Origin of the sequence: Enterobacter sp. 296B2, assembly GCF_034106185.1 — a bacterium.
Taxonomy (GTDB): domain Bacteria; phylum Pseudomonadota; class Gammaproteobacteria; order Enterobacterales; family Enterobacteriaceae; genus Enterobacter; species Enterobacter cloacae_N.
In genome coordinates this window covers 103,723-116,890 of sequence record NZ_JAWNCA010000006.1, presented here as the reverse complement: position 1 = coordinate 116,890, position 13,168 = coordinate 103,723, and the positions used below count along the sequence as shown (strand labels likewise).

Sequence of the window (13,168 nt, the reverse complement as noted above, 5' to 3'; positions counted from 1 at the left end):
CCACCGGGGTTTTTTATTCCCCCGCCAATGCCCGCGGGAACAGAACGTTATTCTCAAGACTGATGTGCTCCATCAGGTCGTCAATCATCTCGTTAATGCCGTTGTACATCGCTTTCCAGGTGGTGCACGCTTCTGGCGGCGGCGTGACGTTGTCGGTGGTGTGTTTGATCACGTCCAGCAGTTCGCCCGCATCATCATGTTCGCTTTCCATCACGCTGATGGGCCCCATCGCCTGGCTGCCCATTCCCTGTTTAATCATCGGGAAGAGGATCTGCTCTTCTTTCATCATGTGGCTGGAAAGCTCTTCGTGCAGCATGGTCAGGTATTTCGCCAGACCGCGCGGTACGGAAGGCTTGTCGGCGTGAACGCGCTCAACTTTCGTCGCCTGCAGGATCAGCTCAGGCAACTGCTCACGGTGGCGGTCGTGGTAACGCACGATGATATGGTCGATGATTTCCGCGAGCGGGGCGGTGCGCCAGTCTTTGTCGACAGGCTGTTCGGCCAGAAGTGCCAGTTCCGCTTCGATAGCCTCCACGTTCAGCTCTTTACGCGAGGCCGCTCGCGCCAGGGTCTGCTTACCGCCGCAGCAGTAATCCATATCGTATTTACGGAACAGCGCAGAAGCGCGAGGGATGGAGAGCGCCAGCTCGCCAAGGGGTTGGTCGCGAAAGGCCATAGCAGTTACCTCGTCATCAAGAATATAAGGTGCATATTAAATGCATCTTTATGACGACGCTATAACCCTTTAGAGGGAAGGGAGAAAGTGCGACGGGGATCACAAAAAAATGTCCCGTTTAACTCCCTGAATGGACTTAGGAAAGTGGTTTAGAAACTTTTTAAAGGTGGAGAAACAGTAAACAACCCGCCGCGCGTGCCGATAGATACTCGTCAGAGAAACCTGCATATAACAAAGGCAACGTATGTTTAAACGTATAAAAGTCATTACTCTTCTTATTTCGGTGCTGCTTGTGCTCGGCATCATGCAAGTGATTTCCGCGGGTATTTTTATTAACGCGCTGAATAACGATAAAGACAACTTCACCGTGTCGCAGCTCTCCAGTAAAAACGTCGCGGAGTTTACCGATGCGTGGATCAGCCTGAATCAGGCGCGGGTGACGCTGAACCGCGGGATGCTGCGCCTGCAAAGCAGCATGGCCTCTCAGATTAACGGTGGGCAGCTCAATGAGCTGGTCAACACGGCGAAGAATCTGCTGGCCGATGCGCAGGTCCATTACGATAAATACTACGCCCTGCCGAATACGCCGGGGCTGGATGAGAATCTGGCCAAGCGTCTCGAAGAGCAGTACCGCATTTACTCCTCCACGCTGACGCAAATGAACGTCCTGCTGAGCCAGGGCAATCTGGAGGACATGTTCAAGCAGAACGCGGAGCATAAACAGACCGCGATGCAGGCGGTTTACCGCGAGTGGCGCGAAGCGCAGGCAATGCTTACCGATAAAGGCATCCAGGATAATGAAAGCGACTACAAACGCATCCTGTGGATCCTCTCTGCGGTGATGCTGCTGGTGATTGTGGTGATTGTCTCCAGCTGGATCGCTATGCGCCGCGTGCTGCTGCTGCCTCTGGAAGAGGTGATTAACCATATTCGCGCCATTGCGGCGGGGGATTTAACCCAGCCGATTCAGGCTGAAGGTAAGAATGAAATGGCTATTCTGGCGCGCAACGTTCAGGAGATGCAAACCTCGCTGGCGAACACCGTGGGCGTGGTGCGTGAAGGTGCGGATACCATCTACACCGGCGCCGGTGAAATTTCTGCCGGGAGTAACGACCTCTCTTCCCGTACCGAGCAGCAGGCCGCGTCTCTGGAAGAAACGGCAGCCAGCATGGAACAGCTGACGGCAACCGTGAAGCAGAACGCCGATAACGCGCGTCAGGCCTCCCGTCTGGCGCTGGATGCCTCCTCAACAGCGAAGAAGGGTGGGAATGTAGTAGAAGGCGTCGTGCGTACGATGGACGAAATCGCGACCAGTTCCAGCAAAATCGCGCAAATTACCAACGTGATCGACGGTATTGCCTTCCAGACCAATATTCTGGCACTGAACGCGGCGGTGGAAGCGGCGCGCGCGGGCGAACAGGGCCGTGGCTTTGCGGTAGTCGCAGGGGAAGTTCGAACGCTTGCCCAGCGCAGCGCACAGGCGGCGAAAGAGATTAAGGCGCTGATCGATGATTCCGGCGAGCGCGTCAACGCAGGCTCGCAGTTGGTGAATGAAGCGGGCGCGACGATGGCGGAGATCGTCAACGCGGTCACCCGCGTGACCGACATCATGGGCGAAATTGCCTCTGCCTCTGACGAGCAGAGCCGCGGTATCGACCAGGTGGGCCAGGCGGTCGCCGAGATGGACCGCGTGACCCAGCAGAACGCCTCGCTGGTGGAAGAGTCTGCGGCTGCTGCGGCCGCGCTGGAAGATCAGGCTGCACGCCTGAACGAAGCGGTGGCGGTGTTCAAAATCACCCGCAACCAGGCGGTCAAAGCGGCACCGGTGAAAACCTATGTGCCAAAAGCGCAGCCCGCAGCGGCGGCGTCAGAAGGGAACTGGGAAACGTTTTAAGGACTTGCCCGGTGGCGGCTACGCCTTACCGGGCCTACGGTTTTGTAGGCCCTGCAAGCGCAGCGCCGCCGGGCAATGCTCACATCTCCGACGCCGGAACGACCCTTGGTTTTTCCGGCTTCGCTCTCACCGCAATCACCACCCCCACGACCAGCAATAATATTCCACAGGCCGTTAAAAGCGGCGGCACGCTCTGGCGCATCAGGAAGGTATAAAGCAGTCCCGCAAGGGTTTCGAAGACAATCAGCGGCCCTAAAATCACCGTCGGCAGCTTCTGGCTGGCAATGTTCCAGCACAGCGCACCCACCCAGGAGCACAGCACCGCAATCGCAACCATTAAGCCAATAAACACCCACGGCCTCGGCCCGAAGGGCTGGGCGAAGTCTGGCTGTTGATGGCCTAACCAGAGGCACGCGCCGACATACCCCACCAGTGACACGGGCAAGGTGACCAGCGCCTGCGCCGTCGCCCACATCATCGGGTGCTTGTCCGGGTTTTCCCGCAGCCAGCGCGCATTGCGCAGGGCGTACCAGGCCCAGCACGCCACCGAGATGAACGCTAAAACGATCCCCGAACCGTAACGCCATAAGCTGAAATCGCCCAGCCCGTGGCGCAGCTCGGCGATATTGACGCACACCAGTCCCACTGCGGTGCACATCAGCGCCGGCGCCATTTTTGACCACGCCAGCCTGCCGTCCCGGTGGCTATAGAGCAGATTCGCGAAGATGGGGATGACCACCGGCAGCGTGCCGATAATCATGGTGGAAACCGGCGCACCGGTACGCTGAATGGCGCTTGCCAGACAGACGTAATAGATCAGGTTACCCATCATGGTCAGTGCCAGCGCGGTACCCCAGTCCTGACGGCTGAGCTGACGCAAGCGCGCGCGTCCCAGCCACGCCAGGGGCAGGGCAATCAGCCCCAGCGCCAGGTAACGTCCGGTCGACTGCAGTATGGCCGGATACTCGGGTACGATCAGCGGGCCGACAAAAATCAGCCCCCACATCATCCCTGCCAGCAGGGCATACAACACGCCACTAATCATTTTTCCATCCTGTTTGATTCACGTTGCACTCAGTGTAGGAGGGACAAATACGCGCGTATTGTATGAGATTGCGCTTTAGCGCCGGGTGACCTGCTTCTGGTAGCGAACGGGAGTAATGCCGTAGCGGCGGGTAAACGCGCGGGTTAAATGCGACTGGTCGGTCAACCCGGTCGCGGCGGCGACCTCAGCTGCGGGCATGCCGTGGGTGAGGAACGCTTTGGCGCGCCACAGGCGGATGGCCATCAGCATCTGGTGCGGCGTAACGTGGAAATGGGCTTTGAACTGACGCTGAAAATGGTACGGGCTGAGCGAGACAACGTTCGCCAGCTCGTCCAGCGTCAGGGCGTGCATATAGTTGTCGTGCAGATACTCGCGCACGCGTTCGAACCGGTGTGCACCTTCCTGAACTACCGGCGCGTGATGGGCTAACGGCTGAAAGGTCTCAATCAAATCCAGCAATAAGCCTTTTTGCGCCAGCGGGTCGTCCGTATGCCACAGGCCGTAAATCAGCCTGCCGATTTGCTGCGAGCGCAGCGGGTCATAGCGGGTTACGTCGCTGAACCACCAGTGGCGCAGGCCGGTTACCTCTTCCAGCAGGTCAGGCTCGATGTAAACCATCCGGTAGCGCCAGCCGTCTTCAGTGGCGGACTCCCCGGTATGGATCTCATCCGGGTTCATGGTAACAACGGATTTTTCAGGTGCGAGATGCTGGGTACCGCGATAGCGAAAGCGTTCGGCACCGGTTTCAATCGTGCCGATCCCGAAGGCTTCATGGGTGTGAGGCTCAAAGGCGTAGTCAGAGATATGCGCGTGATAGAGTTCAAGGCCCGGCAGCTGCGCCAGGTGGCGAAAGCGCGCGCTGTCTCTCTCATCAATAAACTGTTCCGGTACGCCTTGCACGGTGAGCCTCCTCATGGGTCATCGTTTCATTATCAGAGATGACCCGAGGGGATGCCACAAAAAATAACCAATCCGTAACAATTACAGAATGGCTTTGATGCTCTCCGCCAGCGGCGTGGTTGGACGGCCAATCAGCTTGCTGAGGGTACGGCTGTCGTCAAACAGGCCGCCTTTGGACGCGCCCACATCGGAGTCCGCGAGCATATCTGCCAGCCCGGCAGGCAAGCCGACGCTTTTCAGCGCGCCGGCGAAATCCGCCTCGCTGAGATTCTGATAGGTTACCGGCTTTCCGCTCTGCTTGCTGAGTTCCGCCGCCAGCTCGCTCAGCGTCCAGCCGTGGTCGCCTGCCAGTTCGTATACCTTGCCCGCATGACCCTCTTCAGCGATAACTTTGGCGGCCGCCGCTGCATAGTCTGCACGGGTCGCAGAGGCAATTTTGCCTTCGCCTGCGGCACCGATAAACACGCCGTGTTCCAGCGCGGGCGGCGCGCTCGCCAGGTAGTTTTCGGTATACCAGCCGTTGCGCAGCAGGGCATGAGGAATGCCGGACGCCGCCAGCGCTTTTTCCGTCGCGACGTGTTCAACGTGCAGACCCAGTGGTGATTTGTCCGCATGCAGCAGGCTGGTGTAGGCGATAAATTTCACGCCTGCCGTTTTGGCGGCGTTAATGACGTTCTGGTGCTGGGTTGCGCGCTGGCCTACTTCGCTGGAAGAGATCAGCAGCAGCTTATCCACACCGCTCAGCGCGGCGGTGAAGGCGGCTTCGTCGGTGTAATCCGCCTGACGAACCACAATGCCCTGCTGGCTCAACGCTTCAGCTTTCGCCGGGTTACGCACGATAGCCACAATCTGGCTGGCCGGTACGGTATTTAACAGCTGCTCGATAACGAGATGGCCAAGCTGGCCAGTAGCGCCGGTAATCGCGATCATGATGAATCTCCTTCGTGTTTGTCTGGTGTTGTGGCACACTAGCACCATAGCTAACTTTTAGTAAGTACGTACAAAAAGGTAAGTATGAAAACAACGATACCAACGCTCAGCGAACAAATGCGCGATGGCAATCTTTTCGCGGAACAGTGCCCTTCACGGGAGGTGCTCAAGCACGTTACCAGCCGCTGGGGGGTACTGATTCTGCTGGCCCTGCAGGAGGGAACGCACCGATTCAGCGATCTGCGCCGTAAAATGGGTGGGGTGAGCGAAAAGATGCTGTCCCAGTCGCTTCAGGCGCTGGAGCAGGACGGATTTGTCGATCGCGTGTCGTATCCGGTCGTGCCGCCTCATGTCGAGTATAGCCTGACGCCGATGGGGATTGAGGTCAGTGAGAAAGTGGCCGCGCTGGCAGACTGGATTGAGGTCAATACGCCGAAGGTGATGGCGAATCGGGATGAGCGTGCGGCGTAAAAGCCGGGTATGTGCGGCCTGATGCCCTCTCCCACAAGGAGAGGGAACAAACACCATAAACGGCAACGCGCGTTGCCGTTTTGCTTTTACCTGCTCAAATCCACCTGATAAATCGCGAACCCGATATCATCCGTCGCAACCTTCTTCATCGGATACTGCGCCTTGTCCTTAATGAACCTGGCCGCCTTATCTGACGGTGATGTTTCAAAGCGGATATCCAGTTTTGTCTCGCTATGAATCGGCGCAAGACGCCAGTTGTTATCCACCGCCGGGTGAATTTCGCCCGCCTTCTTCGACTCTGCGCCGATCCACGCCGCCAATACCGAGCGGTTTTCGTCCGGTGACGCAAAAGCGATGTGGCTATCCCCCGTACCGGCAAACTTACCGCCGTAGGCGCGATAGTTATTTGTCACCACCAGGAAGGTGGCATTCGGGTCGATCGCCTTGCCGTTGAAGGTCAGGTTTTTAATGCGCTCTGCCTGCGGATTAATGGCCTGGCACTCGCCGTCATATTTCGCAGGCTGGGTGACGTCAATCTGGTAATTCACGCCGTCGATCACGTCGAAGTTGTAGGTGCGGAAGCCGTCCCAGTTAATCAGCGACTGCGGTTTGCTGCTTGTCGGATCGATCTGGTTAAACTGTCCGGCGGAGCACTCCAGCCACTCTTTCACCTCCTTTCCAGTGGCTTTAACCACCACCAGCGTGTTCGGGTAGAGATAGAGATCGGCGGCGTTACGGAAGGTCAGCTGGCCCTTTTCGACTTCAACATAGCTTGCCGGGTCATTCTTACGCCCGCCCACTTTGAATGGCGCAGCGGCAGACAGAACCGGCAGTTTTGCCAGATCCGGATCGCCCTGCACAAAGTGTTCGGCATAGGCTTTCTGCGCCATGTTGACCACCTGAACGGTTGGGTCGTCCTGCACCAGCGCCAGGAAGCTGTACATATTGTCGGCGGATTTGCCGATCGGCTTGCTGACGAATTCGCGGGTGGCGTCGTGATCGTGCTTCAGCACGTCGACCAGTTTTTTATCTTCAGCCGCCAGAGATTTTTTAGCCGCAGCGTCGTAAATCGGGCGCGCTTCGGCTTTTGACTGCGTCACCTTCCAGCTGCCGCCGTCGTTATTCAGCACCAGGTCCACCACGCCAAGATGGTCGCCCCACATGCCCGGCATCACCGACGGCACGCCGTTGAGCGTTCCTTTCTCAATATCAGCCCCTTTGATGCTGGCAAAATCTTTGCCCGGGAAGACGGCGTGGGCGTGGCCGAACAGGATCGCGTCAACGCCCGGAACTTCACTCAGATAATAAACGGAGTTTTCAGCCATGGCCTGGTACGGATCGGCGGAGAGGCCCGAGTGGGCGACAACCACGACCAGATCCGCGCCTTTTTCGCGCATTTCTGGCACGTATTTGCGCGCGGTTTCGGTAATGTCGTTAACGGTCACTTTACCGTCGAGATTGGCTTTATCCCAGGTCATGATCTGCGGCGGTACGAAGCCGATATAGCCGATTTTCAGCGTCTGCTTTTTACCGTCCTGATCGACAACGTCAGTCTCTTTTATCAGGTAAGGGGTAAAGAGCGGTTTCCGGGTCTTAACGTCAATGATATTGGCGTTAACGTACGGGAATTTCGCGCCGGCCAGCGCATCGTGCAGGTATGTCAGGCCGTAGTTGAATTCATGGTTGCCCAGGTTACCGACGGCATAATCCAGCGTGTTCATCGCTTTATAAACCGGATGGATCTCGCCTTTCTTAAGGCCTTTCGCCGCCATGTAATCGCCGAGCGGGCTGCCCTGAATGAGATCGCCGTTGTCCACCAGCACGCTATTTTTTACTTCACCGCGCGCGGCGTTAATCAAACTTGCTGTGCGTACCAGTCCGAATTTTTCCGTAGGGGTATCTTTGTAGTAATCGAAGTCCATCATATTGCTGTGCAGATCGGTCGTTTCCAGAATACGCAGATCTACCGTCGCCGCCTGTACGCTTGCTGCAACCAGCGTTGCCAGGAGCGTTGCACTAAACTTAATCATCAGAGGAGTCCTTTTTTCGATGCAGACCACAAAAGAGTATGTATCTATCGCTTGTTGCTTACAGAAATGTGAATCCTGACAGAAAAAAGCGTCCTGAAACCGGAATTGCTTCACAGATAGCGGAATTGTTCACATTACGATATAACTAAAACAAAGAGTTAACCTCACTGCGTTAACAAAGAGGTGGAGAATGCTAGATAAAGTTTGTCAGCTCGCACGGGATGCGGGAGATGCCATCATGCAGGTGTATGACGGTAGTAAACCTATGGAGGTGGTCAGCAAAGCCGACGACTCTCCGGTCACGGCGGCGGATATTGCGGCGCATAAGGTGATCCTGAAAGGATTACAGGCTTTAACGCCGGAGATCCCCGTTCTGTCAGAAGAAGCGCCGCAAAGCTGGGACGAGCGCCAGCACTGGCAGCGCTACTGGCTGGTCGATCCTCTGGACGGGACAAAAGAGTTCATCAAGCGCAACGGTGAGTTCACGGTCAATATCGCCCTGATTGAGAAGGGCAAAGCGGTGCTCGGTGTGGTCTACGCGCCGGTGATGAACGTGATGTACAGCGCCGCAGAAGGCAAGGCCTGGAAAGAGGAGTGCGGCGTACGGAAGCAGATCCAGGTGCGCGATGCGCGTCCACCGCTGGTGGTGATTAGCCGCTCGCACAGCGACAGCGAGCTGCAGGAGTACCTGCAACAGCTGGGTGAACACCAGACTACCTCGATTGGCTCGTCGCTGAAATTCTGCCTGGTGGCGGAAGGTCAGGCGCAGCTGTATCCGCGCTTTGGGCCAACCAACGTCTGGGATACTGCGGCAGGTCACGCCGTGGCTGCGGCCGCCGGGGCGCACGTTCATGACTGGCAGGGCAAGCCGCTGGACTACACCCCGCGCGAATCCTTCCTCAACCCCGGCTTCCGCGTCTCTATTTATTGAGCCAGCAGCTTATGCAGCAGGTCGACAACCTGCTGCACCTCTTCCTGGGTTAACGCCCCGTCTTTCACCCACTGTACGCGACCGTTCTTGTCCAGCACGATAATCGCAGAGCTCTCTTCCTCCAGTTGCCAGGCCTTACGGGTGATGCCGTTGCTGTCGACGATAAACTGCGACCACGGATAGAGCTTTTTATTGCTCTCAAGGCTCGAGCGCACAAACATCCCGGAGCCCGGAATAGCGTCATCGGTGTTCACGATCGTGGTGGTCTGGTAGCGGTCATGTGGGAATTTTGCGGCCTTGATCGCTTCCACCAGGTTGGCATTTTTCTCTTTTGCGGATGTACGACCGGCAATATGTTGTACAACTCTCACTTTGCCCGCAAGCTGCGCGCTATTCCAGGCTTTATAGCTAAACTTATCATTGTCGAGAATCAATTCTCCCCGGTCTGCAATGCCGACTGGCGGTACACGTTGTCCTTTTTCAATGTTGTGAGCGCAAGCCCACAGGGGCAGCAGCAGACAAGCTGCTGCAAGGATGTTACGTAGGGTCATGGCGTTTCCTTATTGTTTGCAGGTGATCCGACCACTTGGTCATACGCTTTTAATCATAAGTGCGATCAATGTGGTTTTCCCGCAATCCCGATGCCAGTTTGCGGGCGAACGCACATATCCATGAAAAAACGACGGCTTATACTGCTCTCTATCACGCTTTGCAAAGATTATTCTGAATAATTGTAATCAAACGGTAAATAAACTTATGCACACTGGGTAACACCGTAGTTCTGGTCTATAGTCATTGGGCATCAAAATTTGCGCTCAGGACAGTCGGGCCGATTGTGGCACCGCAAGAGCGTATGATTCGCAGGAGATACAAGAATGAAAATTTTCCAACGCTACAACCCGCTTCAGGTGGCGAAGTACGTGAAGATCCTGTTCCGTGGACGGTTGTACATCAAGGATGTTGGCGCTTTTGAGTTTGATAAGGGCAAGATCCTTGTCCCAAAAGTGAAGGACAAACAGCACCTGTCTGTGATGTCCGAAGTCAACCGTCAGGTTATGCGTCTGCAAACTGAGATGGCTTAACCAACGTGCTATGCAGTAAGTAGTTAGAAAAACGGCTCCCGATGGGAGCCGTTGATGTTTGTGGGGGCAGGAACGTTACGCCGACACTTTCTCTTCCGCGTCCGGCAGCTTCGGCACCAGCACGGTCGGCTTGTTGTCGATGCGCGTAACCAGTAGCTGGTCGATGCGGTAGTTATCAATATCCACCACCTCAAACTTGTAGCCGGAGAACTTCACCGAGTCGGTACGTTTCGGGATTTTACGCAGCATAAACATCATAAAGCCGCCGATGGTCTCGTAGTTGCCGGACTGCGGGAACTCGTCGATATCCAGCACACGCATCACGTCTTCAATTGGTGTGCCGCCATCAATCAGCCATGAATTATCGTCACGCTGGACAATCTGCTCTTCCAGACCCTGACCTACCAGGTCGCCCATCAGCGTGGTCATCACGTCGTTCAGGGTGATAATGCCCACCACCAGCGCGTATTCGTTCATGATCACCGCGAAGTCTTCCCCGGCGGTTTTGAAACTTTCCAGCGCTTCTGAGAGCGTCAGGGTGTCCGGCACAATCAGCGTATTGCGGATCTGTACGCCGCTGTTAAGCGCGAGGCTCTGGTTTGCCAGCACGCGGTTCAGCAGGTCTTTGGAGTCGACGTAACCGATGATGTGGTCGATATCTTCATTACAGACCAGGAACTTGGAGTGCGGATGCTGCGCCACTTTGTTCTTCAGGCTCTGCTCATCTTCATGTAAATCGAACCAGATAATGTTTTCACGGCCCGTCATGGAAGAGGGCACGGTACGGGATTCCAGTTCAAACACGTTCTCAATCAGCTCGTGTTCCTGCTTGCGCAGCACCCCGGCCAGTGCGCCGGCTTCCACCACCGCATAAATATCGTCAGAGGTGATGTCGTCTTTACGCACCATCGGCAGCTTAAAGATGCGGAAAATCACGTTCGCCAGGCCGTTGAAGAACCACACCAGCGGACGAAACACGTACAGACAGAAGCGCATCGGGTTGATGATACGCAAAGCCACAGCTTCTGGCGCAATCATACCGATGCGTTTCGGGGTCAGGTCTGCAAAAAGGATGAACAGGCCGGTTACCAGCGAGAAGGAGAGAATAAAGCTCAGCTGTTCGGCAAGCTCTGCGGACATGTACTTCACAAAGAGGCTATAAAACGCCGGAGAAAACGCTGCATCCCCTACGATACCGCCGAGGATGGCGACTGCGTTCAGGCCAATCTGCACCACGGTAAAGAACATACCGGGGTTTTCCTGCATTTTCAGGATGCGGGTGGCATTGATGTTGCCTTCATCGGCAAGCAGCTTCAGTTTGATTTTACGGGACGCGGCCAGCGAGATCTCAGATATCGAGAAAAATGCACTGACGGCAATCAGACAAAGTATTACTAAAATACTGTTTAACATAGTTTATCCGGCTTCACGCCAGATCCTCAGAAGGGGAGTTGATACCATTTGTGTGGAAACACGTAGAACGTCAGCTCGTAGCGTTGAGCCGATTATTTCAGCGGTAGTATAGCGTAAAGAGATGTAAATCTGCCAGAGGTCACATTTTGGCATAAAAACAGACCGGACAGCGGGGTGCTGCCCGGTACGCGAGGTTATTTCACGGGAGATAAGCGGGCGCTTCCCACCGTCCGTCTTGTGGCATCGCCTCCCCACACCTGGTCATATTCATAACCCGTCAACTGCTTGATTATCAGGCGGGTTCTGGCGTCGCAGTCGCGGTAATCTCCGCCCAATTTCCGGCGGGCAATCTCCTTAAGCAGCAGCTTATGCGTCTCGCGGGTGAGCTTAAATTTGTAGGTGGTAAAGAAGCTCACCGCCAGAAGGGCTGCCGTTGCGAAGATCATCAGGCCGATAATTGCCCCCAGCGCGCTTTCTGGCTGTGCGCCGCTGCCCTTCACGAAGCCGGACTCCTGCAGCACAAGGCCAATAATCATGATGGCAATTGCCACGGTGCTTTTGCGGGTCAGAACCATCACACCGGCAAAAATCCCTTCGCGGCGCTGCTGCGTCACCATCTCGTCGATATCCGGAATAAAGCTGTAGATGTTCCAGGGAATATAGTAGAGGCCAGAGCGGGAAGCGCCCAGCAGGATAAAGACCGCCGAGAACAGCAGCGTCGGCACCTGCGTTTTGGTGAGGTAGACCGTAAACAGGAATACCAGCACGCAGAAGATACAGCCGTAGGAGAGGCGCAGAGCGGCCGAAGGGGTAACGTTCAGCCGGTTCAGCAGCTGCATAAACCCGTACGTGCCGGGTACCGAGGCGAAGGCCGCAATGCTCAACCAGCCGGATACCGCAGCTGCATCCTGGCTCAGACAGTACACGACGTAATAGGTAAACACCGAACCGAATACGTCCATCGCCGTAAACGAAAAGATATAAATAATAATATGCAGGCGGAACGCGCGAATGCGGAATGAGGAAAAGAGATCCAGTACCAGATATTTCAGGTGATTAAGTATTCCGCTGCTGCGCTGGTTATCCACCTTAAAATCGGATTCCTGCTGCACATCTTTGGCTTCCCAGGTGGTGTACCAGGTAATAAATACCGCGATGCAAAATACGCAGGAAAATATCAGCCCGGTGAGGGTATAGGTAAACGGATTATCTTTCCCCGTGAACTGCATGATCACGCCCGGGACGGAAACCGCAAGGAAACCGCCCAGCTGGGAGCAGATCATACGCACGCCGGAGAGGCGGCTACGCTCTTCATAGCGGTTTGTCATTTCCGCCGCCAGTGTCTCCCAGGGCACCAGCACCATCGCCGACAGCAATTCGATCGAGAGATAGGTTCCCAGGTAATACCAGTAGCCCATATCCGTCAGCCACAGCAGGGCATACAAAAACATTAATGGGGCGCTGAGTAATAAAAAGAAGCGGCGACGGCCAAATTTACGGCCGAGCCAGGTATTGCCGAAATTATCGGTGATATAGCCCATAATCGGGCTTAAGAGTGCATCAATGACGCGGGCAATCGCGAATATCGAACCCGCTTCAATAACCGAGAGTCCGCAATAGGTGGTGTAAAAAAATAGCAGCCAGGTGCCGATAATGGCGAAAGCGCCTCCGCCAAACAGATCGGTTACGCCGTAGCCAAGCGCTACGCCATAACCAACTCTACGTTCAGTTGGTTTGACCATAATAATATCCAGTGTAGGGTAATGATTAACCTGTTTTCAGGTCGTATTTTTATT

12 protein-coding genes are annotated in these 13,168 nt (G+C 55.5%); 4 read left to right on the top strand and 8 right to left on the bottom strand.

From position 1 onward, the window contains the following. Positions 1–13: 13 nt before the first annotated feature. Complete coding sequence (gene ytfE / locus URZ40_RS06780; protein WP_320720124.1) at positions 14–676, bottom strand: iron-sulfur cluster repair protein YtfE; 663 nt, start codon at positions 674–676, stop codon at positions 14–16. Between the two features lie 244 nt (positions 677–920). Between ytfE and URZ40_RS06775 the strand changes: the two genes are divergently transcribed. Further along, the gene (locus URZ40_RS06775) at positions 921–2,570 is read left to right on the top strand and encodes a methyl-accepting chemotaxis protein (protein WP_320720122.1); all 1,650 of its coding nucleotides are present in this window, start codon (positions 921–923) and stop codon (positions 2,568–2,570) included. 79 nt (positions 2,571–2,649) lie between these two features. Here URZ40_RS06775 and URZ40_RS06770 read toward each other — a convergent pair whose 3' ends face one another. The 3 genes from URZ40_RS06770 to URZ40_RS06760 form a co-directional block, all read right to left on the bottom strand. Continuing rightward, complete coding sequence (locus URZ40_RS06770; RefSeq protein ID WP_316379803.1) at positions 2,650–3,615, bottom strand: DMT family transporter; 966 nt, start codon at positions 3,613–3,615, stop codon at positions 2,650–2,652. Between the two features lie 75 nt (positions 3,616–3,690). After that, positions 3,691–4,515, bottom strand: a complete 825-nt coding sequence (locus URZ40_RS06765; protein WP_302219146.1) for an AraC family transcriptional regulator — start codon at positions 4,513–4,515, stop codon at positions 3,691–3,693. Positions 4,516–4,596: 81 nt separating this feature from the next. Further along, a complete protein-coding gene (locus tag URZ40_RS06760; protein ID WP_320720120.1) occupies positions 4,597–5,445 on the bottom strand; it encodes an SDR family oxidoreductase in 849 nt (282 codons plus the stop codon). Positions 5,446–5,529: 84 nt separating this feature from the next. Here URZ40_RS06760 and URZ40_RS06755 point away from each other — a divergent pair, with 84 nt between their 5' ends. Continuing rightward, positions 5,530–5,916, top strand: a complete 387-nt coding sequence (locus tag URZ40_RS06755; protein ID WP_116343595.1) for a helix-turn-helix domain-containing protein — start codon at positions 5,530–5,532, stop codon at positions 5,914–5,916. Positions 5,917–6,002: 86 nt separating this feature from the next. Here URZ40_RS06755 and URZ40_RS06750 read toward each other — a convergent pair whose 3' ends face one another. Next, positions 6,003–7,946, bottom strand: coding sequence for a bifunctional 2',3'-cyclic-nucleotide 2'-phosphodiesterase/3'-nucleotidase (locus tag URZ40_RS06750; RefSeq protein WP_316379802.1), 1,944 nt, complete (start codon positions 7,944–7,946; stop codon positions 6,003–6,005). A 190-nt stretch (positions 7,947–8,136) separates the two neighbouring features. On the opposite strand from URZ40_RS06750, the gene cysQ reads away from it, so the two are divergent. Continuing rightward, complete coding sequence (cysQ, locus tag URZ40_RS06745; protein ID WP_320720119.1) at positions 8,137–8,877, top strand: 3'(2'),5'-bisphosphate nucleotidase CysQ; 741 nt, start codon at positions 8,137–8,139, stop codon at positions 8,875–8,877. Here the strand turns inward: cysQ and URZ40_RS06740 are convergent. Beyond that, positions 8,871–9,428 carry a YtfJ family protein gene (locus URZ40_RS06740; protein WP_316379801.1) on the bottom strand — a complete coding sequence of 186 codons (558 nt, stop codon included), beginning with the start codon at positions 9,426–9,428 and terminating at the stop codon, positions 8,871–8,873. The two genes, cysQ and URZ40_RS06740, sit on opposite strands and share 7 nt — an antisense overlap. A gap of 324 nt (positions 9,429–9,752) precedes the next feature. Here URZ40_RS06740 and URZ40_RS06735 point away from each other — a divergent pair, with 324 nt between their 5' ends. Beyond that, positions 9,753–9,959: a DUF1107 domain-containing protein gene (locus URZ40_RS06735; protein WP_008501430.1), complete on the top strand. Its 207-nt coding sequence runs from the start codon at positions 9,753–9,755 to the stop codon at positions 9,957–9,959. Positions 9,960–10,034: 75 nt separating this feature from the next. Here the strand turns inward: URZ40_RS06735 and URZ40_RS06730 are convergent, their stop codons facing one another. Both URZ40_RS06730 and URZ40_RS06725 read right to left on the bottom strand, forming a co-directional pair. Next, positions 10,035–11,372 carry a hemolysin family protein gene (locus URZ40_RS06730; protein WP_028015283.1) on the bottom strand — a complete coding sequence of 446 codons (1,338 nt, stop codon included), beginning with the start codon at positions 11,370–11,372 and terminating at the stop codon, positions 10,035–10,037. A 194-nt stretch (positions 11,373–11,566) separates the two neighbouring features. After that, on the bottom strand, positions 11,567–13,114 hold the full coding sequence (locus tag URZ40_RS06725; protein WP_320720117.1) for an MFS transporter: 1,548 nt from the start codon (positions 13,112–13,114) through the stop codon (positions 11,567–11,569). Positions 13,115–13,168 lie beyond the last annotated feature (54 nt).

What these genes read in the sequence shown, in the direction of transcription:
- ytfE (WP_320720124.1), bottom strand. Translation starts at nt 676, where the DNA reads ATGGCCTTTCGCGACCAACCCCTTGGCGAGCTGGCGCTCTCCATCCCT.
- URZ40_RS06775 (WP_320720122.1), top strand. Translation starts at nt 921, where the DNA reads ATGTTTAAACGTATAAAAGTCATTACTCTTCTTATTTCGGTGCTGCTT.
- URZ40_RS06770 (WP_316379803.1), bottom strand. Translation starts at nt 3,615, where the DNA reads ATGATTAGTGGCGTGTTGTATGCCCTGCTGGCAGGGATGATGTGGGGG.
- URZ40_RS06760 (WP_320720120.1), bottom strand. Translation starts at nt 5,445, where the DNA reads ATGATCGCGATTACCGGCGCTACTGGCCAGCTTGGCCATCTCGTTATC.
- URZ40_RS06755 (WP_116343595.1), top strand. Translation starts at nt 5,530, where the DNA reads ATGAAAACAACGATACCAACGCTCAGCGAACAAATGCGCGATGGCAAT.
- URZ40_RS06750 (WP_316379802.1), bottom strand. Translation starts at nt 7,946, where the DNA reads ATGATTAAGTTTAGTGCAACGCTCCTGGCAACGCTGGTTGCAGCAAGC.
- cysQ (WP_320720119.1), top strand. Translation starts at nt 8,137, where the DNA reads ATGCTAGATAAAGTTTGTCAGCTCGCACGGGATGCGGGAGATGCCATC.
- URZ40_RS06740 (WP_316379801.1), bottom strand. Translation starts at nt 9,428, where the DNA reads ATGACCCTACGTAACATCCTTGCAGCAGCTTGTCTGCTGCTGCCCCTG.
- URZ40_RS06735 (WP_008501430.1), top strand. Translation starts at nt 9,753, where the DNA reads ATGAAAATTTTCCAACGCTACAACCCGCTTCAGGTGGCGAAGTACGTG.
- URZ40_RS06730 (WP_028015283.1), bottom strand. Translation starts at nt 11,372, where the DNA reads ATGTTAAACAGTATTTTAGTAATACTTTGTCTGATTGCCGTCAGTGCA.
- URZ40_RS06725 (WP_320720117.1), bottom strand. Translation starts at nt 13,114, where the DNA reads ATGGTCAAACCAACTGAACGTAGAGTTGGTTATGGCGTAGCGCTTGGC.